Genomic DNA, 23,515 nt, shown 5'->3' with positions numbered 1-23,515 from the left:
CGTCTGCATGTTTCAGAGGGTTTCCCATCGGCCCGTCGCGGCCGAGCGTAAAAGCGCGTCGAGCACGCGCATGTTCGAGATGGAGGACGCGATATCCTCGAGCGCCGCCGCCTGTCCCATCACCGTGTCGGCGAAGGCCTCGGCCAACAGCCGATACTGGTCGGCCGGCGGAAGAGTGATGACCTCGCGTCCCGTGCCGATCAGATCGCGGCAATCATCGAAAACGATGGTCGCGGCCATGTCGGGTGGCGGATTGAAGGCAACGGGAATGTGCAGCCGTCCCTTCGTGCCGATGATCAGCGCCTCCTGCGTCAGGGCCGCCTGGGTCGCGCAGGTGAAGGCGAGGCGAGCGCCCCCGGGGAATGAGACGAGGCCGCTCGTCAGCCGGTCGGTGCCGAATGCGGGGTCGCGCTCGAACAGGCCGATGGCCGCCTCGGGTTCTGCCTCCAGTAGAAAGCGCGCTGTGTTGATGGCATAGCAGCCCACGTCGTAGAGCCCGCCGCCGCCCAGTTCCGGCCGGTTGCGGACGTTGTCCGGATCAGCGTTGAAATAGGTGAAGACGGTGTGGATCGCGCGCAATTCGCCCAGCCGGCCCGAACGCACCAGATCGCGTGCGGCCTGCCACTGCGGATGGAAGCGCACCATGAAGGCTTCGGCCACCGGCAGGCCGAATCGTCGCTGCGCCGCTTGAAGCAATTGCACCTCTGCCGCGCTCAGACCCAGCGGCTTTTCGCATAGAACGGGTTTGCCCGCCGCAAGCGCAGCAATGGTCATCGGCACGTGCAAATGGTTCGGCAGCGGGTTGTAGATCACGTCGACGGAGGGATCGCGCAGCAGTTCGTCGTAGCTGCCGCAGGCCTGTGCGATCCTCAACTCGTCGGCGAAGGCGCGCGCCTTCACGGCATCGCGCGAGGCGACAGCCGCCACGCGGCCGTTGCGGCTGCCGGTTATGGCCGGGATCATCGCCTTGCGCGCGATCCCCGCGCAGCCGAGTATGCCCCAGTTGAGCAATCGTCCCGTCATCGCATCCTCTTCCTTCATCACAGCACCTCGGCCAGGAAATTCCGCAGGCGCTGGCTGCGCGGGTTGCCGAAGATCTCCTCCGGCGAGCCCGACTCGACCACCTTGCCCTCATCCATGAACACCACCTGATCGGCGACGCTGCGCGCGAAATTCATCTCATGCGTGACGATGACCATCGTCATCCCGCGCCGGCCCAGATCTTCCATGAGGTTCAGCACCCCTTTGACCAGTTCGGGGTCCAGCGCGCTGGTCACCTCGTCGAACAGGATCACCTCGGGCGACATCGCCAGCGCGCGGGCGATCGCGACCCGCTGCTGCTGCCCGCCCGAAAGCCCCGCGGGGCGATGATCGGCGCGCGAGGCAAGGCCCACTTCGGCGAGACGGGCGCGGGCGATCGCCGTGGCTTCATCGTGCGACAGGCCCTTGATGCGCTGCGGCGCCAGCGCGACATTGCCGAGCGCTGTATGATCCGGAAACAGGTTGAATTGCTGGAATACCATGCCGACACGCGCGCGCAGAAGTTCGGGCCGGATCGAGAAGACGCTTTGCCCGTCGAGCAACACATCGCCCGCGCGCGGCTCAACCAGACGGTTGATGCATCGTAGCAGCGTAGACTTGCCCGATCCGGAAGGGCCGATGATGCAGGTGACTGATCCCGCCGGCACCTTCAGGTCGATGCCCTTCAGCACCTCAAGCGAACCGTAGGCCATATGCAGGTCCCGCACCTCAAGCGTGCCGCCCGTGTATTCCTGTGCCGCTGCGGCGTTCGCCCCTTTCAGTTCGCTGACCTCTTCAAGGCCGCTGGTGATTGTCGAGGGGCGGCGTCCGCTGCGCAGGTAGTGATCGATGTAATTGACCAAATGGGTCAGCGGCACGGTGATGAGCAGATAGAATATCCCCGCCAGCAACAAGGGCGACAGGTTGCCCGTCACCACCGCCTGGTCTTGCCCGACGCGGAAGATCTCGCGCTCGGACGCCAGCAGGCCCAGAAAATACACGAGGCTCGAATCCTTGACGTTGCCGATGAACTGGTTGACCAGGGCCGGCAGGACCCTGCGCACACCCTGCGGAATGACGATCAGGCGCATTCCCTGTAAGTAGCTCATGGAAAGGGCGCGGCAGGCTTCGAGCTGACCTTTCTCGACGCTCTGGATGCCAGCGCGGAAAATCTCGCCGATATAGGCGCCTGCGATCAGGCTGAGCGCGAGGATACCCATCGGATAGGGCGAAGGTCCGAAGATCTCGCGCCCGATGCGGGCGAAGCCCTGCCCGACGAGAAGGATGGTGACGATCGCGGGCAGGCCACGGAAGACGTCGGTGTAGATCCGCGCCGGTATCCGTAGCCAGGCCGATCGCGATATCCCCATGACCGCGAGGATCATGCCGATGATCACGCCCAGGACGGTCGAGGCGGCGGCGAGGATCAGCGTGTTCTTCAGGCCCACCGTCAGCATGGTGGGCAACACTTCAGCCATCGCGTTCCAGTCGAGGAAGCTGCGCTGGATATTGTCGAGCCAGGTCATGGGGAGTCTTTCAATAGCGGAGTGCCCGCCTGCCGTGATCCACGAAAGATGCGGGCAAGCCCTGTGAAATGGCAGGGCTGCGCCCGACACCGCGGGCGCAACGGGAAATCAGCGGCCAGGGATCACTTGGGGAGATATTCGGTTGGCATTGGCGAGCCGGGGAACCATTTCTCGTAAAGCGTCTTCCACGTTCCATCCTGCATGGCGGCGTGAAGAGCGGTATTCAGCGCCTCGCGCAGCCCGTCATTGCCCTTGCGGATCACGAAACCGGCCGGGGCGTCGAAGCTCGGGATATTCTGTGCAAGCTTCAGGTCCGGATAGCGGATGGCATAATCCTTGGCCGCCTCGTAATCGAGGAAATGCGCGTCGATCGAGCCGTTGTTCAGCCCGAGAATGGCGGTGTTGTTGTCTGGAAACTTCACCAGCGAGGCATCAGCGAAGTTTTTCTCGGCGTAGATTTCCTGAAGCGTGCCCTGCACCACGCCAAGCCGTTTGCCCTTCAGCGCTTCGGCGGAGACGAGGCTTGCGTCTGGGGTCAGGACGGTCAGATAGCCGGCGAGATAGCCATCCGAGAAATCCACAGTCTTCTTGCGTGCCTCGGTGGTGCCAATGGCGGCCACCGCCACGTCGAAACGTCCGTTTGCGACCGACGGCATGAGCGCGGCAAATTCCTGCCCGGTGAAGATGATGTGATCGGCATCGAACCCCATGCGCGCTGCCAGATTGAGGAACAGCTCGATGTCGAAGCCGGTGAAGTTTCCGTCCGCGGTGGTGAAGGTGTAGGGCTTGGCGTCGCCCATCGTGCCAACGCTGATCATCGTTGGATCGATCAGGCCGTAGGGGTTGTCGCTGGCGCCGGCTGGCATGGCCACGCAGGTCACCAGTCCGGCGGCAACGGCGATGTGCCGCATGCTGCCCAGTATCCTTTGAAAGGTCGAGGTCATCTGGTTCTCCATGTTGGGGACAGCCTTCGGTCTTGCGCGACAGCCCCGCCGCGCAAGGACAGGGACCGGCACGCCGGCCGAAGGTCAGTGTTTATCATTGCCATGTGGGAGACCGGTTTCCCACAAAAAGAGACCGGTCTCTTTCATGTATCCCGACCATATGTTTCACCTTTGAATCCGTCAACGACTTTCATTGACCAGTCCCTGATCAGGCGTTACGGCTCACAGAATGGCAGAAAGCATGAGACCTCCATCGGTATCCGACGTGGCACGCCGGGCGGGCGTATCGAAAGCTACGGCTGCACGTGTGCTCGGCGGATACGGGCGTGTCAGCGCGGCGATCCACGCCGCGGTGAGCGCTGCGGCCGCCGAGATCGGTTATCGCCCGAACGAACTCGCCCGGAGCATGACGACCGGCAGGTCCGACACGATCGGCATCGTCGTGGGCGACATCGCCAATCCGTTTTTTGCCGTCGCCGTCCACGCCATGAGCCAGGTCCTGCGCGCCGAGGGTTTTGGAGTGCTCCTGGCCAATTCCGCCGAGTCGCTCGCCGAAGAGAAGGCTGCGATCGATACGCTCTTGGGGCGGCGGGTGGACGGGATGATTGTCTCGCCCGCCGACATGCGCGAAAGCAGCCATTTGCGCGCGATCGTGGATAGCGGAGTTCCGCTGGTGCAATTCGACCGCTGTGCCGCGGGGCTGGCCGTGGCCGGGGTGACCGCTGACGATCGCGATGTCGCGGCCGAGGTTACGCATATGCTGATCCGGCGGGGGCATCGACGGATTGCCTATTTCACCGCCTGCGAAACCGATTCGGGTCGATTCTCCGACCTTGAGGAGATCGGTACCGGTTCGGTCCGTGAGCGGATCGCGGGGTTTCTTGCCGCGGGGGAAGGGCTCGAGGATACTGCGCTCGAAGTCGTGGTGGGCGCGGTCGGGGCCAAGCGCGCTCAAAGTCTTGCGACCGAGGTTCTGTCGCGCGGTGCCGAGGCTCCGACGGCGATGATCGCCTCCGACAGCACCATCGGTCTCGGGCTCTACACTGCCGCGCGCGCAGCCGGTATCGCCATTCCGCAGGCGCTCTCGCTGGTGACGTTCCATGACGCCGACTGGACGGCCATCGCCCATCCGGGGATCACCGTGATCAGCCAACCGGCGCGTCGGCTTGGCGAGGAGGCCGCGCGGATGCTGATCCGCCAGATCCAGACAGGCGACGGCACCTGCGCGCACCGTGTGGTTCCCTGCCGGATTATCCCGCGCGGCTCCGTCGGAGATGGGCCCGTATCTTAGTTGAGCAGAGTGGCGTGGGCAGCCACACGGCGGTTTGCACGGCCCCGGAAAACTGGTGACGGTACATGTCCGCACCCGACAGCGCGCGAAACTGATCCACAAACCCTCTCGCGCATGGGGCGGTTAGGGCCCGCCTCCGCCGCGCGGTCATTGCAGCTCAGACTGCACCCGTTCGGAGGGGGATTCACCTCAGTCCCGGTTGCGGGCGGCGAAGCGGTCACGCCGAAGAAAAGTCCCTTCGCCGGGCGTGCCGATGTAGTTGCGGTCTTCGACAATGAGCTTGCCGCGCAGCAGGACTGAGCGGGGCATTCCCTTTACCTTGCGCCCTTCATAGGAAGAATAATCCATCGCATTGTGCATGTCCCGCTGTGCGATGACGCATTCCGCTTCCGGGTCCCAGAGCACCAGATCCGCATCGGCACCCACAGAGATCGTGCCCTTGCGCGGGAACATGCCGAAAAGCCGTGCGGGACGGGTGGCCACCAGATCGACGAAATCGCACAGGGTGATACGGCCTTCGTTCACGCCCTGATAGATCATCATAAGACGTTCCTCGACGCCGGGAGCGCCATTCGGGATCTTGCGGAAATCATCGCGCCCGCGGCTCTTGTGGTCCTTGAAGCTCCATGAGCAATGGTCGGAAGAAATCGCGTCGAGCGTGCGATTGGCAAGCGCATCCCACAGGATCCGGTGGTCGGCCTCGGTGCGGGCGGGTGGGGTGAAAACGAACTTGGCGCCCTCGAAGTCGGGACGGGCGAGATCTTCCCGGGTCAGATAGAGATACTGGGTACAGGTTTCCGCATAGGCGCGCACGCCCCGCCTTTTGGCGCGGATCAGTTCGTCCAGCGCCTCACCGCAGGTCAGATGAACGATGTAGATCGGCGTATCGACGATTTCGGCCAGCGCCAGCGCGCGGGCGGTGGCCTCGGCTTCGACCCGGGGCGGACGGCTGAGCGCATGATAGTAGGGCGTCGTCTTGCCCTCGGCCGCGAACCTGTCGCGCAGATAGTCGGCGGCGTCGCCATTCTCGGCATGGACCATCACCAGCGCGTCGCTGCGCCGGGCCTGATCGAGGGCGCGCAGCAGCGTCACGTCATCGATCATGTTGGTGCCGCGATAGGCCATGAACAGCTTGAACGAGGTGATGCCGCGTTCGGGTAAGCCGGCGAGCTCCTCGAAGACCGACTCGTTCATGTCGGTGACGATGATGTGGTAGCCGTAGTCCACCGCTGCGGCGCCTTCGGCCTTGCTGTCCCAGAAGGCGATGGCATCGGACAGGCTCTGGCCATGGGCCTGGGCGCAGAAATCGACCACGGTGGTGGTGCCTCCGCAGGCTGCGGCGATCGTGCCCGTGCGGAAATCGTCGGCCGAATGGACACCCGCGTCGGCGGCGTCCAGATGGGTATGCACATCGACACCGCCGGGCATGACATAGAGGCCGCTTGCGTCAAGGGCGGGAAGGCCGGCGTCGAAGGTCCCGCCGATCTGCGCGATCTTGCCTTCGGCAATGCCGATATCCGCCGCATAGGTTCCCCCGGCAGTGACGACCGTGCCGTTGCGTATGACCAGATCCATGTTCTGTTCCTCTCTGTGGCCGCCGGATTTTCATGCGATCTGGAGCCGGAATCTGTTCCTGCATTTCATGCGTTGTGTATACATGCATATGTTGTTCCCGAGGATGCACGGGTGAGGAAACATCCGTCAATAGCATCCATGAAGGGAGGGCGTCCGGATGGCGCAACTGCCGGTTCTTTCAGCGAACGCCTGATTTCTTCGTTCAGGCGCTGCGTATCGGTCAGGATCGGTGGCTTCACCGCATGCGCAAGAATCGGATTCCTTTTTGTGACGGCGCCGGATGACCGGAGTTCCGCCGGCATCTTCTCTTTCGGTATAAGAATTATGTGGACATAGTGCATGATATTTTGGCGATGGCAGAGGATTCCGTCCAGATTGCGAGCGATCCGGGACGGCGCCGAGGGTTCCTGTTGACAGCGCTTTTCCGGCGGCCTCACCATGACGCATATCCACGATGCTCCCGCAAGCGGGACAGATGGATGGCGGGCTTTTCCCAAGGGGCAAGGATATGGTTTCGACGGCTCGTCTCATGCCGCTCAGGATCGTTGGTGTATCCGCGTTGACCGGAATGATCGGGGCGCCCACCACCTTCCATGCGCAGGGAGCCATGCCGCAGACGACGGGGCAACCGGGTGTGATGACACGGCCGCGGCGGCGCAAGAAAGCTCCCGTTGTTCGGACCGATCTTTCCGTTCCTGCGGCCCCCTGCGGGAACCTCTGCTTTGACGGGCGCGGGGTATCCGGGCGCTCAATATGGCGGCTGAGCCGCTGACTCTGAAAGGACCGAAAATGACACGCAAGATCAACCTCGCCGTCGCCCAGTTGGGCCCGATCGCGCGCGCCGAAACGCGCGAGCAGGTCGTCGTGCGGCTGATGGAGATGATGAAGGATGCGGCCGGGCGGGGCGCGCACTTTATCGTGTTTCCCGAACTCGCGCTTACGACATTCTTCCCGCGCTGGTATTTCGAGGATCAGGCCGAGATCGACATCTGGTTCGAGACCGAAATGCCGAATGCGGCGACCCGGCCGCTGTTCGATCTGGCGGCAAAGCTGGGGGTCGGGTTCAATCTGGGCTATGCCGAACTGATCGCCGAGAATGGGGTGACCCATCACTACAACACCTCGATCGCCGTGGACAGCACGGGCAGGATCATCGGCAAGTATCGCAAGGTCCATCTGCCCGGCCATAAGGAATATGAGGCGTATCGTCCCTGGCAACACCTTGAGAAACGCTATTTCGAGCCGGGCAATCTGGGCTTTCCGGTCTATCAGGTGGATGACGCCAGGGTGGGCATGTTCATCTGCAACGACCGCCGCTGGCCCGAGACCTGGCGCGTCATGGGGCTGCGGGGGGCGGAAATCGTCTGCGGCGGGTTCAACACGCCGACCCATACCCCGCCGGTCCCACAGCACGACCATCTCAGTTCCTTCCATCACCTGTTGTCGATGCAGGCGGGTTGCTACCAGAACGGTGTCTGGGGTGCGGCGGCGGCGAAGGCGGGCATGGAGGAAGGCTCGATGCTGCTGGCGAATTCCTGCATCGTCGCGCCGACGGGCGAGATCGTCGCGCTGTCTTCCACGCTGGAGGATGAAGTTCTCACCTATGTCTGCGATCTGGACGCCTGCCAGGATCTGCGCGACCACATCTTCAATTTCGCCATGCATCGCCAGCCGCAGCACTATGGCATCATCGCCGAGATGGATCCGGGGTCGGAAAGGTCGTGACGCGGGGCGCGACATGAGGATCAAGGTCATCAATCCGAACACCACCTGGTCGATGACCGAAAAGATCGGCGAGGCTGCCCGCAGGGCCGCCTCGCCCGGGGTCGAGATCCTGGCCGTGTCGCCACGGATGGGGCCGGTTTCCATCGAAGGCAGCTACGACGAGGCTTTCGCCGCGGTTGGTGTCATCGATGAGGTGCTGCGCGGCGAGGCCGAGGGGTGCGACGGCTATGTGATCGCCTGTTTCGGCGATCCCGGACTGGCCGCCGCGCGCGAGGTTGCCCGCGGTCCGGTGGTAGGTATCGCCGAGGCGGCGATGCATGCGGCGAGCCTGATCGGCACCGGGTTTTCGATCGTATCCATGCTCGAACGTTCGCGCATGACGATGGAGCATCTCGTTCATGCCTATGGGATGGAGCGTCGGTGCCGTTCGATCCGGATGACCGATATTCCTGTTCTGGATCTGGAGATCGAAGGCTCGGATGCGCAGGCGCGGATCATCGCCGAATGCCGGTGCGCGATCTCCGAGGATCACGCGGATTGCGTTTTGCTGGGCTGTGGAGGCATGTCCGATCTGATGGCGCGCGTCAGCGCCGAGATCGGCGCGCCGGCGATCGATGGCGTATCCGCCGGTGTGCGGTTGGTCGAGGCGCTCGCCGGACTCGGACTTGGCACGAGCAAGCGGCAGGGCTATGCCGCGCCGCTGGCCAAGGCGTATGAGGGTGAATTCGGGCGATTTGCACCGCGTTGAGACAGGCTTGCGAAGGTGACGCGCAGCACACCGGCGCACGCCACCGGCTCCCGCCCCGGGGACGTGCGCCGGGCGCCCTGCGGGCACGGAGGGAGAGGCCGCGGTTCAGGCGGACAGGAACTCCTGCCAGCGCCGGGTGACATGCGTGTGTTCATCCATGAATGTGTTCCATACCCGCGCGCTGGCCATGCGTGCCCGATACGAGCCACCTTCGCGGCGATGTCCTTCGCGGATCGTGACCTCGCCACTGGGGCCGCAAAGCGGCTCGGAAGCCGGCTGCCCATCATACCAGTAATCCCATTCGGCAGCACTCAGATGCGGCCGAGCAAGTTCCGGAAAGATGAAATAATAGCCCTGCCGCGACAGGCAGGCGCCCGCCCAGCCGTTCTGCCACCAGTTCAGATAGGCGTAAGCGGCGTCGACCCGCTCGCCCTCGGCGGCGGCTGAGATGCACAGGTCGGAATGCCAGCCGCGGCTGCCCTCTGCCGGGTCGGCGACGGCAAGCTGCATCCCCTCCGCCCGAAGCTGCGAGACCGCCGGCGAGAACAGGCTCTGGATGGTGACGGAACCGCGTCGCATCAGCCGCACCGCCTCCGCCTGCGAGGTCCAGGTGTCCTTGAAGTGGCCGATCTTTTTCTTGTGGATCAGGTAATCGGCAATGGTATCCACCTCGTCGATGGTCAGGTTGCCGATGTCCCCGAAAGGTTGTCCAAGCTGCGCCTCGGTGGCAAGCGCCGCCTCGATGATGCCGAGGACGGGATCGGCGATCAGCCCGACGTGGCCAGCCCATCGGGGGTCCAGCAGCCAGCCCCAGCTTTCACGTTCGCCCGGCCGCAGGGCGGGGGCGTGCGAGGGCCGCCAGACGAAGCCATCCACGCCGTGCAATGCCGGCAGGACGGCGATCGTATCACCCGGTTCTGGACCGAGGCTGCCGTCATCCTGCACGAACAGCCGGTCAAAGACGGTATGCGTCACGCCCGAGCGTGCCCGGGCCGCGGCCTTCAGCAGATTGCCGGTGTCGATCCGGCGCAGGTCGATCCCCTGGATGCAACGCGCGGTCCAGATCAGGTCCGAAGTGTGCCATTGGTGATAGACATCAAAGCTCTCGGGTTCGGTCATCACCTGCTGCAGGCTGCGGGTGCTGTCGAGCACGATGAACTCGATGTCGAAATCGAGATCGCGTGCCAGCCGCGCGCGGATCTGCGGGGGGACGAATTCTCCGCGCGAAATGACCCGAAGCCGGAGTGGTTCCGTCATGGTTTCTCCTCAGACGATACGCATCAGATAGGGCACGACCTTGGCATCCGGTTCGCCGAAGACCGACAGCACCTTGAGCCTGGCACGGGCGCGGTCATGATCCGCATCAAGATGAAAGCGCAACGCCGTCGCCGCGCCCTCCGCATCGCCTGCGATCAGGTGGTCAAGGACCAGCCTGTGTTCCAGCAGCAGCGCGCTTTCGTGATGCCGCGCCACGTGAAGCGAGAACTGCCGGTTCACCACCAGCGACAGACGCAATTCGGGCAGGGCCGCCGCCAGCCGCTGGTTCGGCTGCGGTGCGACGCAGGTCCGGTGCAGGTCGTCCTCGATGCGGTCGAAATCCTCTATCGCGGGTTGATGCGGCGCGGCAAGCGCCGCTTCGACCCGCTCGCGCATCTCGATCAGCGTCATCCGCCCAAGATGCGGCGCCGCGCGGCGCAGGGCAAGCGGCTCCAGAAGGCGGCGCATGTCGTGCAACTCACCCAGCATCTGTGCCGACAACGGACCCGCGATCCAGTGCGAGGCGCGGTTCTTGGTGACGAGGCCGCGTTCGTGCAGGCGGGTCAGAACCTCGCGCGTGACAGTGCGGCTGACACCGAAATGGCTGCAAAGTTCGGTCTCCGAAATCTTCCAGATCCCGAAAGGGATACAGTCGACCACCTCGTCCGCGACGGTCTGCAGAATACGTTCCCATCCCGGCTTGACCGGCGTCGCCGAGCCGCTGTCAGGCAGCTCGAGTTCGAAAAGGTGCAGGTTGGGCCGCACATCGGAGGCAGGTTCATCGCCGACCAGCCAACCCTGCGCCTCGTTGCGGCGCAACAGCCCGTCTTCCTCGAGAAGCTCGAGGGCACGTTTTACCGGTGATCTGCTGACCCCAAGACGATCGGCCAGGGCCGCCACGTAAAGACGCGTTCCCCCCGGCAGAGCACCCGTGCGGATATTGTCCTCAAGCACCCGCCGCACGACTTCGTAATAGGCTTCCGGTGCCGTCACCATCCGCGGCCCTCCGGCCCGACATACAAGTCGCCCGCCTGCGCGGAACGCCGTTCTTCCTGCACCCGGCACCTCCAGCCGACCGATGCGATCCCAAGGGTGGCCCCGCACGCATCCATTCCGGTTCAAGCCTAGAACCTAACCGCACGGGAGCACAAGGGACAGAGTTCCGGAGGAGTTCCGCCACCTGCCGGGGTAACCGCATATCAGGGCCGCGTCCGTCGAATATCTTCGTGCCGATGCGGCACACAATGCGGTTGTTCAAGGAATGAGAAACGTGGATCTGCGCCGGATGGAAACCTTTTACTGGCCAGCCTGGTCAAGGCGGCGCGTCATCTGAATACGACGACTTCGGCGCCTTCATCGAACCGCACATCGAGCAGGGTCCGGTCCTCGAACAGGCGGGTTTTCCGGTGGCGGTGGCAACCGGCATCCGCCCCTACCCGGCGACGCTGCATGGGGTCGAAAATCATGCCGGTGCCATCCCATGGACATCCGCCGCGATGCGATGGCGGGATTTTGCGAGATCGCCTCGACTGCGATCGACACCGCGCATCGCAGGGGGCGTCCCGCTGACTCCGATAGGACGGGTCGCCGAGGCTGACAGCGGCGATTCCCTCGAAGGTGGTCTTTCACGCGACGCGCGACACACCGGTCCGGTGCAGAGCAGGGACGGGGGCAGCCACGCCCGCCGAATTCTCTTCGATCCCGATATCGTTGAGGGGATCCGGGCTCGGGCGTGGGACGGCGCTGGAGTTGAAGCCGCTTCGGTAGCCTCGCGCCAGCGTGCCGGGCAGAGCGATTCCGCGTGTGCTGTCGTTGCCATTCTTTCACCACGCAGGCATGGCAATAAGGCTGCTGGTGTCATCATTGGCCGATGATTTGCGATATGCCGCCGGGAACCGCTCAAAGAACCGGCATATCGTATATGAAAATTGGATTATGGCATACGCGTAATTGCAATCATGCCGCGCCCGGTTCAGATTGAGCGGTAACGTCGGCAGATGGAATGAAGATGGGCGCAGGTGATATCGGCACGACCCGGTCCAGGGCAGGCAGCCCGGTGCGCTTCGCCGGCGTCAGCAAGTCCTTTGGCAGCTTCGTCGCGGTGCATCCGCTTGTGCTCGATGTGAAGGAGGGCGAGTTCATGTCCTTCCTGGGGCCGTCGGGATCAGGAAAGACAACCACGTTGATGATGCTCGCGGGGTTCGAGGAGCCGACGGACGGGCGCATCTATATCGGTCATCAGGACATTACCGCCGTGCCGCCGGCACGACGCAATGTCGGCATGGTGTTCCAGAGCTACGCCCTGTTTCCCCACATGACGGTGGAGCAGAACATCGCCTTCCCGTTGCGCATGCGTGGCCTGTCGAAGGCCGAGCAGATGCGCGAGGTCGGGCGGGTGCTTGAAATCGTCGGGCTCGAACGGTTCGGCCGGCGCTTCCCCGGGCAGCTCTCGGGCGGACAGCAGCAGCGCGTGGCGCTTGCCCGCGCCATCGTGTTCCAGCCGCCGGTCCTGTTGATGGACGAGCCGCTTTCGGCGCTGGACAAATACCTGCGCAGCCATCTGCAATCGGAGATTCGCCGCATCCACCGCGACCTCGGGATCACCGTCGTCTATGTCACCCACGATCAGGACGAGGCGATGACCATGTCCGACCGCATCTGCGTGATGCGCGACGGACGCATCGCCCAGGTCGACGCGCCCGAGGCACTTTACAGTCGGCCGCAGGATGAATTCGTTGCGGGATTTCTGGGTGAATCGAATATGCTTGATGCCGTTGTCGCATTCTCTGCGGAGAGGACACTGCAGCTGGAGATCGGCGGCGACCGGATCGTGCTGCCCGTCGCCCGACAGCCTGCCGGTGGGCAGGTGAGACTGTCGGTGCGACCCGAACATGTTGCTTTCCACCCCGATCCCGCAGGCGGCGCTACGGTCGCGGACGTTACCTACGTCGGCGATCATCGCCGTTATGACCTGCGCCTTGCGGACGGGGGTATGCTGATCGTCAAGGCCCAGTCGACCGGTGCCGAGCCCGTCCCGCCCGGTGCGCGCGTGACGGTGGATTGGCCGGCGGCGCAGATTCGCGCATTTTCCGAAGGCACGGCGCTGCAATGAATCGGCTTTTGCGCGATCCGGCTTTTCTGGTCCTGCCCTTGGCGCTGTTCCTGCTGGTGTTCTACCTGCTGCCGGTGGTGCAGATGCTGCTGCGCAGCACGGGGGCGGACTGGTCTTTCAGGCCTTTCGTCGACGCATTCTCCAGCGAGGTTACGCTGAAGGTCTTCTGGCTGACGGCCCGGATCGCGGTGATCGTCACGGTGCTGACGCTCGCCCTGGCCTATCCTCTGGCCTATTTCATCGCCACCACGGGCGAAAGAACGGCGATGGTTCTGCTGGCCCTCGTGCTGGTGCCATTCTGGACGTCGATCCTGATCCGGTCCTATGCCTGGATGGTGCTTCTGGGTCAGAACGGGGTGGTGAACGGCTTTTTGCGATGGACAGGCGTCATCGATGCGCCGGTGCGGATGCTGAACACGACCTTCGCGGTCTATGTCGGCATGGTGCATGTGCTGCTGCCATTCATGGTCTTGCCCATCCTGTCGTCACTGAAGGCGATTGACGGCAGGCTGGTCGCCGCAGCCGAGAATCTTGGCGCCGGGCCCGGTGCGGTCTTTCGCCATGTGATCGTGCCGCTGTCGATGCCCGGCGTTCTTGCCGGATCGGTCCTCGTCTTCGTGCTCAGCCTTGGGTTCTATATCACGCCGGCTCTGGTGGGCGGGCCCTCGGACATGACCGTTTCGATGCTCATCGCGGGTGAGGTCGACCTCTACCGATGGGACGTGGCCTCGGCGATCGCGACCGCGTTGCTGATCGTCACGCTGGTGACGCTGGCGCTGTTCGGGCGCGTCGTCAGCCTGGAGCGCATCTTCGGAGGAGCGCGATGAACCGGCGCAACATCCGGGTCTCGGGTCCGCTGACCCAGGCGGTTCTGGGAGCCGTGGCCTTGCTGGTCGCGGCGTTCCTGATCCTGCCGGTGCTGATCATCGTGCCGGTATCGTTCACGGCGGACAGCTTTCTCAGCTTTCCGCCGCCCGGCTTTTCCACGCAGTGGTACGCAAGGGTCTTTTCGCGCGCCGACTGGCTCAACTCGGCCTGGCTAAGCATCTGGATCGCGGTGGTGGTGACGGTGGTCTCGACGGTGCTGGGAACCCTCGGCGCGCTCGGACTGGTGCGGGGACGGTTCATCGGGCAGAGGCTGCTGCTGGCATTCATCATGTCGCCCCTGATCGTGCCCGGCGTGATCGTGGCGATTGCGATCTACTTCTTCTACGCCAGACTGAAGTTCGTTGGCTCGCCGCTGGCCATCGCGGTGGCGCATACCACGCTCGCGGTGCCCTTCGTCGTCGTGAATGTCTCGGCGGCGCTGCACGGATTTGACCGGCGGCTGGAAATGGCGGCGGCGAACCTCGGGGCAGGGCGGTTTGCCACCTTCTTCCACGTCACCCTGCCGATCATCCGGCCGGGTATCGCGGCCGGTGCGCTTTTTGCCTTCATCTCGTCCTTCGATGAGCTGATAGTGGCCATGTTCATCGCGGGGCCGACGCAGGTGACATTGCCGTTGCGCATGTGGGAGAGCATGAAATCCTCGCTCGATCCGTCGATCGCCGCGGTTTCGGTGCTGGCCATCGCGATCTCTGTCGCGCTGTTCCTCAGCTCGGCGCTGCTGCAAAGAAGAGCCCGACGCCGCAGCGGGGCGGCAAGTGGAGATCCGCAATGACATCGTCGCATCGCATCCTTGTCACCGCGGGGCAGGTCATTGCCTATCGCGACGGAGCGCACAGGTTGCTGCGCAATGGCTCCGTCATCATCGAGGGGGACATTATCGTCGCGGTGACCGGAGCCGCGGTGACCGGCACGTTCGACGAGCGTATCGACCTGCCGGACGCGCTGCTGACGCCGGGCCTGATCGACATGCACGCCCATATCACGTCCGCTCCTTATGACAGGTCCTATGTCGAGGATGTGGGTCGGCCGGGGTTCTACTTTTCGGGCCTTCCCGAACTGCTTCCGGCAATGGGTGCGGCGATGGACCATGCCGCGCAGGAGGCGGCGGTGGATTTTTCCCTGGCCGAACTGACGCGCTCGGGCACGACCACCGTTTTCGAGATCGGCTGGCTGGGCGACTATACCGCCGAAGCCGTCGACAGGGCGGGGCTGCGCGCCTATGTCGGCGAAGGATACGGTTCCGCCAGATGGCGCACCCGCGATGGCCGCCGGATGAGCTACGACTGGAAATCCGACGACGGGCAGGAGGGGTTCGAGGCGGCGCTCGCCTTTGTCGACCGGCTCGAGGCGCGGGGCTGCAGCCGTGTCCGCGGTCTGCTGACGCCGATGCAGGTGGCCATGGTCACGCCGGGGCTGCTGGCACGCACCCGCGCCGCCGCGGCCGAGCGGAACCTGCCCGTGACACTGCATGCCGCCGAGGCGGTCTTCGAGTTTCAGGAAATGCTCCAGCGCGAGGGCATGTCCCCCGTCGAATGGCTGGAAACGCAGGATTTCCTGTGGCCGGGGATGATCCTCGGTCACGGCATCTTCACCTCGGGCAATTCCTGGATCGACTATCCCGGCCGGGGCGACATCGACATCCTTGCGCGGACGGGCGCCTCGGTCGCGCATTGCGCCTGGGTATTCGCGCGGCGTGGCATCATCATGGAATCCTTTGCCCGTTACCGTGATGCGGGGGTGAACATGTGCATCGGCACCGATACCGCCCCGCAATCCATGCTGAAGTCGATGCGCGCGGCCGCGATCCTGTCCAAGGTCGCCGATCGCGATGCCCGCGTCGCCTCGGCGCGGGAGGTATTCGATGCCGCCACACTCGCCCCGGCCCGTGTGCTTGGCCGCGAGGATCTGGGCCGGATCAGCCCCGGCGCCAGGGCGGACCTGCTCTTGTGGGACACCACGGGATTCTCTCTCGCCCCGATGCGGGATCCGCTGCGCAACCTCGTCTACTATGCTGAATCCGAGGATCTGCATCACGTCATGGTCGACGGCAACTGGTTGATGCGCGACGGTGCATTGCTGCGTGTGGACGAAAAGACGGCCCGCACCGGCCTTCAGGCCGCGGCGCGGCGGGTCTGGGATGGTATCGGTCCCGGCGACTGGGCCGGCCGGCGCATCGACCAGATCTCCCCTTGTGAACTCGAGGAATACTGATGCACTTCCCCCTGCCCGAGGCGCTCGAGCCCGAAAAAACCGAGAACCAGGTCGAGACGGCCTACCAGCAGATCGAGGATCTGATCGTCTCGATGGAACTGGAGCCCGGCGCGCGCGTGTCGGAGGTGTCGCTGATGACCCGGCTGGGCATCGGTCGAACGCCGATCCGTGAGGCCTTGCTGCGGCTTGCCGCGGACCAGCTGCTGATTTCGCAGCCCCGGCGCGGCATGGTGGTGCGCGATACCGACTTTCCGATGCAGATGAAGGTGCTCGAAACGCGCAAGGCGCTGGAGGGGGTGCTGGTCCCCGCCGCGGCACGACGGCGCAACCGCGAAGAGGCGGCGATCATGGCCGAGGTGGTGAGCGGTTTTCGTGACCTGATCGGGCGGGGGGAGAATCTGCAGCTTCTGCGTCTCGACCGGCGGTTCGTCAGCCTTCTGGTCGATTTCGCCCGCAACCCGTTTCTGGCGCAGATCCTGCCGCTCTATTCACTGTCGCGCCGGTTCTGGCTGGCGCATCGGGAGCTTTACCTGCGCCGTTTCCGCGACGAGACGCTGACCGAATTCCACATCCTGATCGGCGAGGCTGTGGCGGCGGGTGACGAGAGGCTCGCCCATGACCGCGTGACCGAGTTTCTCGCCTATGTCGAGGAATACACGATCTTTCTGGGAACGGAACTGTCCGAACCCGCAAGGAGATGAGCATGACAAGATACGAACCCGCAAGCTCCGTCCAGGCGACGGTGATCCGCAATATCGGTTGGCTGGTTGCCTATGATCAGGCCACCGATCGTCAGGTCTACCGCCGTGGCGCGGACATCGCCTTCGTGGGCGGGCAATTCGTCGATCCGACGACCCTGGCACCCGGGGATATCGGCGAGACCATCGACGGCAGCGATCTGATGGTGGTGCCGGGATTTATCGACCTGCACGCCCATCCCGGATTCGAGACCATGCTGAAGGGGGTGACGGAGGAGGTCGGCAGCCGGCAGTTCTGGATGAGTTCGCTCTATGAATATCTCTATCTGTTCGACACCACGCACGAAGGCATGGTCGCCTCGACCAAGGTGGCGCTTTCCGAACTGATGCAGAGCGGGGTGACGACGATCGTCGATATTTCCACCCCGCATGAAGGCTGGGTGGAAACGCTTGCCGCCTCGGGCATGCGGGCCTATGCGGCGCCGATGTTCCGGGACGCCTACTGGTTCACCGACAATGGCCGCGAGGTGAAATACGACTTCGATGAGGCCAAGGGGAAACTGCGGATGGATGCGGCGCTGGCCGCGGTGGATGCCGCCATCGCCGATCCTGGCGGGCGGTTGTCCGGGATGGTCGTGCCCGCGCAGATCGACACCTGCAGCGAGGGGATGTTCCGGGCCTCGCTGGCCGAGGCGCGGGCGCGCGATATCCCGATCCAGGTGCATGCCTCGCAGGCGGTGGTGGAATTTCAGGAGATACAGCATCGCACCGGCATGAGCCCGGTGGGCTGGCTTGGGTCGATGGACCTGCTGGGGCCTGACATGACCATCGGTCATGGCATCTTCCTCGACCATCACAGCTGGCTACACTGGCCCGAGCGAAACGATCTGGCGCTGCTGGCCGAAACGGGCACCTCGGTCGCGCATTGCCCGACGGTCTTCGTTCGGCGCGGCATCACGATGCAACACGCCGGCCTCTATCTCGAACGCGGCGTGAACCTTGCACTGGGCACCGACACCTACCCCCACAACTTCATCGAGGAGATGCGCAATGGCATCTATGCCGCGCGGATCACGGCGGCGGATGTCGCGGCACTGGATGCCAGCCGGATGCTGCACATGGCGACACTGGGGGGCGCAAAGGCTTTGGGTCGCACAGACATCGGTCGCATTGCGCCCGGGGCGCGGGCCGATTTCTTCACTGTCGATCTGCGTCATCCGTCGATGCGGCCGGTCTACGATCCGATCCGCAGCCTGATCTTCACCGCCGGCGAACGTCCGGTGCGGGATGTCTATGTGGACGGCTCCCGGATCGTTCGCGACGGGGTTCCCGCAGCCTTTGATCTGGACGCGGCGCGCGATACGCTGGAACAGGCGCAGGCATCGGCGACGCGCGACGTGGCGCGCTACGACTGGGCACATCGTCCGGCGGAGGTGCTGATGCCCCGGACCCTGACCGGCGGCGAGGTCTGAACGATGAATGGTGCCGACCGACTTTGCGATGCCCTTCTGGTCAACGGCATCGACGTGTGCTTTGCCAATCCCGGTACGTCCGAGATGCATTTCGTTGCGGCGCTCGATCACAAGCCCGAGCTGCGCTGCATTCTCGGTCTTCAGGAGAATGTGGTGACGGGCGCGGCCGACGGCTATGCGCGCATGGCGGATCGTCCGGCCGCGACGCTCTTGCACCTCGGGCCGGGACTGGCCAACGGTCTGGCGAATATCCACAACGCCCGCCGGGCCCGGACGCCGATGGTCAACATCGTCGGGAACCACGCCACCTATCACCGCAAATACGAGGCGCCGCTCAGTTCGGATGTCGAGGGCGTGGCCCGCCCGATGTCGGACTGGGTGGCCAGTCTAGAGAGCGCGGCGGAGATTTCGGCAGGGGTGAATGCGGCGGTGGCTGCGGCCGCCTCGATGCCGGGGGTCGCCACGTTGATCCTGCCGGCGGATACCGCCTGGGAGGAGGTGGCCCCGGCCGATCCGGTTCCGGCGACCATTCCCGCGCCTCCGGGTGGCGATCCCGCTGCCATTTCCGGGATCTTGGAGGCCATTGAAGATGGGCTGAAGGTGGCGCTGCTGCTTGACGGTGCAGCGCTGCGGGCCGGTCCTCTGGAAACCGCGGGGCGGATCGCGGCGCATTGCGGGGTGAGGCTGCTGACGCCAACCTCGGTGGCCCGCATCGAACGCGGGGCCGGTCGTGTCGCGCCCGATCGGATCCCCTACCGTATCGAGGCCGCCGAAGAGGCGATGAAGGAGGTCGATGTCCTGGTTCTGGTGGGCGCGCAGGCGCCTGTGGCCTTTTTTGCCTATCCGGGACGGCCGAGCGTACCGACCCGGCCCGATACCCGAATTGTCCCCTATGCCGCACCGGGGGCGGATGCCGCCTCTGCGCTGACCGTGTTGGCCGATGCGCTTGGTGCTGCGTCAGTTCCGGCGCCGGTCTGCGTCGCCGGTCTGCCGCCGCGGCCCGGGGATGGAGCTCTCACCGGGCCGGCTGTAACCGCCATGGTGGCCCGGGCATTGCCCGAGAATGCGATCGTCGTCGATGAATCCATCACTCAGGGCTATATGTTCGAAAGCCAGTCGCGCGGCTGTCCGCACCATGACATGCTGGATCTGACCGGAGGTGCGATCGGTATCGGCCTGCCTCTGTCGATTGGCGCGGCGGTCGCCTGCCCGGACAGGAAAGTGATCTGCCTGCAGGCGGATGGCAGCGGTCTTTACACCGTGCAGGCCCTCTGGACACAGGCGCGCGAGGGGCTGGATATCCTGACGGTGGTGTTCTCGAACGGCACCTACGCCACCTTGCACGGCGAAATGAAGCGTGTCGGAGTCGATGCCTTCGGCGTCAATGCAGGGCGGATGCTGAACCTCGATGCGCCGCGGGTCGATTGGGTCACGCTGGCGCGGTCTTTCGGCGTCGACGCCGCCAGAGCGACGACGGTGGCCGAACTCGAGCCGCTGCTTGAAACGGCGCTGATGCGGCCCGGCCCGTTTCTCATCGAGGCTTGCATCTGACGGATGTCCCGGCGGCAGCCGGAGCTTGACTCCCGGCGGGCGGCCTTCCCTGATGGACAGTCGGGGCGGATCCGACATTGCCGCCTGCGCCGAATCGGATTGTCCGTGGTGCTGTCGGGAACCTCTCGCACGTCGCATATGCCGCCGACAATTTGTGCAGCCGCGTTATGCGATATGCCATAAATAATATACGAAGAAAGTCACACCGCATATTTGATTGCGTGCCAGATACCGTGGGCACAGGATGTGACGAAGGTCGGGAACAGGCCATGAGAACAACAGGGATTCAGGAGACTCACATGACAGACAAGCATGACGCCGACCGTATCCGCCGACTGCGGGAGTCGGTGATGGTGCCGCCGACGGCGCGGCGGGATTTCCTCAAGCTGTTCGGCGGCGCCGCCGCATTGGCGATGGCCGGTCCGATGTTCCCGCATGCCGCGCGCGCGCAGGATATCGCGTTGCCCGAATTCGACACCATTCCCGACGCATGGAAGGGAACGGGCGAGGTCGTGGTGGTCACCTGGGGCGGCATCGGCACCGAAATGCAGCGCAAGGCATGGTTCGAACCGTTCGAAAAACTGTGCGGCATCAAGGTGATCGAGGCGATCGGCCCGGATCCGGCAAAGCTCAAGGCGATGGTGGATACCGGCACTGTCGGCTGGGACGTATGCCAGATCGGCCGCGGCACGATGATCGAGCTGTTGCGTCAGGGCGACTATCTGGAACCCATCGACTATTCGCTGGTCGAGCCGGGTGTCACCGAAGACTCCCGCGCGAGCCACGGGCTGGACATTGTGCCTTACTCGCAGATGATCGCCTATCGCACCGATGTGTTCCCGGAAGGACCGAAAGGTTTCAAGGATTTCTGGGATACCGAGAAGTTCAGGGGCGGACGCTCCATGCCGATCGCCACCAAGGGCAATGTCCCTGAACTGGTCGGTGCACTGATCGCCGACGGCGTCGATCCCGCAAGCGCCTATCCGATCGACATCGACCGGGCCATCGCCAAGTTCTACGAAATCAGGCCGAGCGTGGTGAAGTGGTGGGAGACGGGCGCCCAACACATGCAGCTGCTTCTCGATAACGAGGCCCCGCTGGTCACGGCGTGGAACGGCCGTATCGATGCGGCGCAAAAGGAAGGCAAGCCTGTGGAGCTGGTCTGGGACGGAGGAATGCTGGTCAAGAATGCCTGGCTGATCCCGAAAGGCGCTCCGAACCTGTCGAATGCCCAGAAGTTCGCGGCCTTCTCGTCCTCGGCCATCGCGCAGGCGCGCTACTCGATTCTGTTGCCCTATGGTTTCACCAACGCCGACTCCGCGAAGTATATCCCGGCCGATGTGCTGGCCAAGCTGCCCACCGCACCCGAAAACCTCGCCCTGCAGGTTCCGTATCAATATCAGTGGTGGGCCGACAACCGCCCCGAAGTCATCGAGAAGTTCAACAAGATGATGCTGTCCTGACCGGCGTTCCCCGACGCCTTTCCCGGTGGGCAGGTGCCCGCCGGGCTTTCCCATTCTGCTGCAAGGCCGGGAGAAGATGCTTGATCTCGTTCCGATCGACACGGTTATCGTCAATGGTCGGCTGTTCACCATGGACGCCCCCGGCCACATGGTCGAGGCTCTTGCCATCGCCGGGGGGCGCATCATCGCGATGGGCTCCACCGCCGAGATCCTTGCGCTGAGCAATGGCCGTTCGCCCGCGCCGCGTATCATCGATGCCGGGGGGCGCGTTGGTCTGCCGGGGCTGATAGACAGTCATTGCCATCCTGACATGACCGGGGTGCGCATCGGTCGCTGGCACGATTTTTCGGACGGCGCGACATCTTCGCGCGATGCTGTGCTGGATCTGATCCGGCGTGAACTCGAGGGCAAGCCCGCAGGGCACTGGTTTCTGGGCTATCGCTATGACGATACCCGTGAAGGCGGTTATCCGAGCCGCGAAGAACTGGATGCCGCCTCGGGCGGACGGCCGGTGTTCCTCTACCGGCGCTGTTCGCAGATGGGTGTGGCGAATTCGGCGGCGCTGGCCGAAGTGGGTTTCGCCGCCGAGAGCCCCGATCCGCCTTTTGGCGGGATCGGGCGGATCGCGGGTTCGCGCGTGCCCTCCGGGATGTTGTTCGCCCGGGCCGCGCATATCCTGATCGAGCATGTCCAGGCCAGCTACACGCCCGACGATTTCCGGCAGGGCCTGATCCGGGTGTTCGGCGAATACCTGTCCTTCGGGTTGAGTTCGATCCACAACAGCCTCGTGCAGACTCAGGCGATCCGCGCCTGTCAGGACATGCGTGACCGGGGCGAACTGAATCTGCGTGTCGGGCTGATGATCACCGGCCGGGATGAAGAGCTGATGGCGGCGGTGCTGCGCTCGGGCCTGCGCACCGGCTTTGGCGACGAATGGCTCCGGCTGGTGGGGGTGGAATGGGTGGGGGATGGGTCCACCTCCGGGCGCACGGCGGCCTATACCACACCCTACGTTGGCACGCCGCTCGCGGGCGAGCCCGCGGAATACCGCGGCACGTTGTTGCTTGATCCGATGGTGCATCGGCGCCGGGTGAAGGACGCGCTCGATCACGGCATGATCGTATGCACGGATGCCATGGGTGACGCCGCCATAGCGCAGATCATCGAGATCTACGAGAATGTGCTGAAGGATGGGGCGTATCCCGATCACCGGCTCCGGATCGAACATTGCTGTGCCGTTACGCCGCCCAATCTGGCGGGGCTGCTGCGCAACGGGATCATCTGCTCTTCGGCGGCGGGGTTCGCATGGGATCTGGGCGATGCGCATATCGCCAACCGCGGAGCGGCGGCGATGGTGGATTTCTGGCCCCATCGCGCGATGATCGATGCAGGCGTGGTCGCGCCGGCACATTCCGATGCCCCGGTCTGCACCGCAAATCCGTTCTGTGCCATGTCCTCGCTGGTCAACCGGCGCACGCGAAGCGGCCGGTCGCTGGGGCCTTCTCAGGGAATTTCGGTCTACGAGGCGGTTCAGGCCTATACGGTTCACGCTGCCTATGCCGGGCGCGAGGAAAACCTGAAGGGCCGCTTGCGGCCCGGGATGCTGGGCGATGTGGTGTTGCTGGACCGCGATCCCTTTGCCGAACCGAAGGAGGCCCTGCACGAAACCCGCGTTGACGCGACCATCGTGGGCGGCGCGGTGAAATTCGACCGTCTGGGGGCATGGACATGACACCCGCCGACAGGATCCTTTCCGGAGAATGCATCTTCCGTGCTCGGGGGAACGTTCGTCGAGGCGCTGGCTGTCCTTGTCGGGCGGATGCTGGCAAAAGGGCGTATGGCCGGGGGCGGCGCATCGGTCAGCGATGGTTTGGCCGGGGGTATGACAGCGGCGATGTCGCGCCCTTATCGTTCGGGCGACAACCGTGGCATGCTGCGCTTTGAACCCGGATCGCCACGCCATTACCTGCATCGGGATAGCTCGCTCGACGGAGACCGCGTATGAGGCATGATATGCGGCCGGGGCCAGGAGAT

19 protein-coding genes and 1 pseudogene are annotated in these 23,515 nt (G+C 64.3%); 13 read left to right on the top strand and 7 right to left on the bottom strand.

Going from position 1 to position 23,515, the window contains the following annotated elements:
• Positions 1-12: 12 nt before the first annotated feature.
• The 3 genes from D2T30_RS17100 to D2T30_RS17090 form a co-directional block, all read right to left on the bottom strand.
• A complete protein-coding gene (locus tag D2T30_RS17100; RefSeq protein ID WP_241651319.1) occupies positions 13-1,011 on the bottom strand; it encodes a Gfo/Idh/MocA family protein in 999 nt (332 codons plus the stop codon).
• Between the two features lie 29 nt (positions 1,012-1,040).
• Positions 1,041-2,546, bottom strand: coding sequence for an amino acid ABC transporter permease/ATP-binding protein (locus D2T30_RS24330; protein ID WP_128209871.1), 1,506 nt, complete (start codon positions 2,544-2,546; stop codon positions 1,041-1,043).
• Between the two features lie 122 nt (positions 2,547-2,668).
• Positions 2,669-3,457, bottom strand: coding sequence for an ABC transporter substrate-binding protein (locus tag D2T30_RS17090; protein ID WP_164884333.1), 789 nt, complete (start codon positions 3,455-3,457; stop codon positions 2,669-2,671).
• Positions 3,458-3,755: 298 nt separating this feature from the next.
• On the opposite strand from D2T30_RS17090, the gene D2T30_RS17085 reads away from it, so the two are divergent.
• Complete coding sequence (locus D2T30_RS17085; RefSeq protein WP_206612991.1) at positions 3,756-4,781, top strand: LacI family DNA-binding transcriptional regulator; 1,026 nt, start codon at positions 3,756-3,758, stop codon at positions 4,779-4,781.
• A gap of 189 nt (positions 4,782-4,970) precedes the next feature.
• Here the strand turns inward: D2T30_RS17085 and hydA are convergent.
• Positions 4,971-6,362, bottom strand: a pseudogene (gene hydA, locus D2T30_RS17080) (dihydropyrimidinase); the annotation flags it as partial.
• A gap of 783 nt (positions 6,363-7,145) precedes the next feature.
• Between hydA and D2T30_RS17075 the strand changes: the two are divergent.
• Both D2T30_RS17075 and D2T30_RS17070 read left to right on the top strand, forming a co-directional pair.
• Positions 7,146-8,081: an N-carbamoyl-D-amino-acid hydrolase gene (locus D2T30_RS17075; RefSeq protein ID WP_128209867.1), complete on the top strand. Its 936-nt coding sequence runs from the start codon at positions 7,146-7,148 to the stop codon at positions 8,079-8,081.
• Between the two features lie 13 nt (positions 8,082-8,094).
• Positions 8,095-8,829 (top strand): aspartate/glutamate racemase family protein, encoded by a 735-nt coding sequence (locus D2T30_RS17070; RefSeq protein ID WP_128209866.1) that lies wholly within the window; start codon positions 8,095-8,097, stop codon positions 8,827-8,829.
• 105 nt (positions 8,830-8,934) lie between these two features.
• On the opposite strand, the gene D2T30_RS17065 is transcribed toward D2T30_RS17070, so the two are convergent.
• From D2T30_RS17065 to D2T30_RS23155, 3 genes are all read right to left on the bottom strand, one after another.
• On the bottom strand, positions 8,935-10,086 hold the full coding sequence (locus tag D2T30_RS17065; protein ID WP_128209865.1) for an ABC transporter substrate-binding protein: 1,152 nt from the start codon (positions 10,084-10,086) through the stop codon (positions 8,935-8,937).
• A 9-nt stretch (positions 10,087-10,095) separates the two neighbouring features.
• Complete coding sequence (locus D2T30_RS17060; RefSeq protein WP_128209864.1) at positions 10,096-11,082, bottom strand: GntR family transcriptional regulator; 987 nt, start codon at positions 11,080-11,082, stop codon at positions 10,096-10,098.
• Between the two features lie 329 nt (positions 11,083-11,411).
• Complete coding sequence (locus D2T30_RS23155) at positions 11,412-11,552, bottom strand: hypothetical protein (protein WP_164884330.1); 141 nt, start codon at positions 11,550-11,552, stop codon at positions 11,412-11,414.
• A 536-nt stretch (positions 11,553-12,088) separates the two neighbouring features.
• On the opposite strand from D2T30_RS23155, the gene D2T30_RS17055 reads away from it, so the two are divergent.
• From D2T30_RS17055 to D2T30_RS17010, 10 genes are all read left to right on the top strand, one after another.
• The gene (locus D2T30_RS17055; RefSeq protein WP_241651318.1) at positions 12,089-13,198 is read left to right on the top strand and encodes an ABC transporter ATP-binding protein; all 1,110 of its coding nucleotides are present in this window, start codon (positions 12,089-12,091) and stop codon (positions 13,196-13,198) included.
• Positions 13,195-14,025 (top strand): ABC transporter permease, encoded by an 831-nt coding sequence (locus tag D2T30_RS17050; RefSeq protein ID WP_128209863.1) that lies wholly within the window; start codon positions 13,195-13,197, stop codon positions 14,023-14,025. Before D2T30_RS17055 ends, D2T30_RS17050 begins: the two co-directional genes overlap by 4 nt.
• Positions 14,022-14,858 carry an ABC transporter permease gene (locus D2T30_RS17045; RefSeq protein WP_128186346.1) on the top strand — a complete coding sequence of 279 codons (837 nt, stop codon included), beginning with the start codon at positions 14,022-14,024 and terminating at the stop codon, positions 14,856-14,858. The genes D2T30_RS17050 and D2T30_RS17045 overlap by 4 nt, the downstream gene beginning before the upstream one ends.
• Positions 14,855-16,297 (top strand): amidohydrolase family protein, encoded by a 1,443-nt coding sequence (locus D2T30_RS17040; RefSeq protein ID WP_128209862.1) that lies wholly within the window; start codon positions 14,855-14,857, stop codon positions 16,295-16,297. The genes D2T30_RS17045 and D2T30_RS17040 overlap by 4 nt, the downstream gene beginning before the upstream one ends.
• The gene (locus D2T30_RS17035; RefSeq protein WP_128209861.1) at positions 16,297-16,998 is read left to right on the top strand and encodes a GntR family transcriptional regulator; all 702 of its coding nucleotides are present in this window, start codon (positions 16,297-16,299) and stop codon (positions 16,996-16,998) included. The genes D2T30_RS17040 and D2T30_RS17035 overlap by 1 nt, the downstream gene beginning before the upstream one ends.
• A gap of 2 nt (positions 16,999-17,000) precedes the next feature.
• Positions 17,001-18,467: an amidohydrolase family protein gene (locus D2T30_RS17030; protein WP_206612990.1), complete on the top strand. Its 1,467-nt coding sequence runs from the start codon at positions 17,001-17,003 to the stop codon at positions 18,465-18,467.
• Positions 18,468-18,470: 3 nt separating this feature from the next.
• Positions 18,471-20,018: an acetolactate synthase large subunit gene (locus tag D2T30_RS17025; protein ID WP_128209859.1), complete on the top strand. Its 1,548-nt coding sequence runs from the start codon at positions 18,471-18,473 to the stop codon at positions 20,016-20,018.
• 299 nt (positions 20,019-20,317) lie between these two features.
• Positions 20,318-21,481, top strand: a complete 1,164-nt coding sequence (locus tag D2T30_RS17020; protein ID WP_164882416.1) for an ABC transporter substrate-binding protein — start codon at positions 20,318-20,320, stop codon at positions 21,479-21,481.
• A 76-nt stretch (positions 21,482-21,557) separates the two neighbouring features.
• Positions 21,558-23,213, top strand: coding sequence for an amidohydrolase (locus D2T30_RS17015; protein WP_128209857.1), 1,656 nt, complete (start codon positions 21,558-21,560; stop codon positions 23,211-23,213).
• Between the two features lie 39 nt (positions 23,214-23,252).
• Entirely contained in the window at positions 23,253-23,486 is a 234-nt protein-coding gene (locus tag D2T30_RS17010) for a hypothetical protein (protein WP_128209856.1), read from the top strand.
• The last annotated feature ends 29 nt before the right edge of the window (positions 23,487-23,515 follow it).

This window comes from Paenirhodobacter populi (assembly GCF_004022215.1).
Taxonomy (GTDB): Bacteria; Pseudomonadota; Alphaproteobacteria; order Rhodobacterales; family Rhodobacteraceae; genus Rhodobacter; species Rhodobacter populi.
The sequence above is the reverse complement of the archived record's forward strand: the minus strand, read 5'-3'. Positions and strand labels throughout refer to the sequence as shown.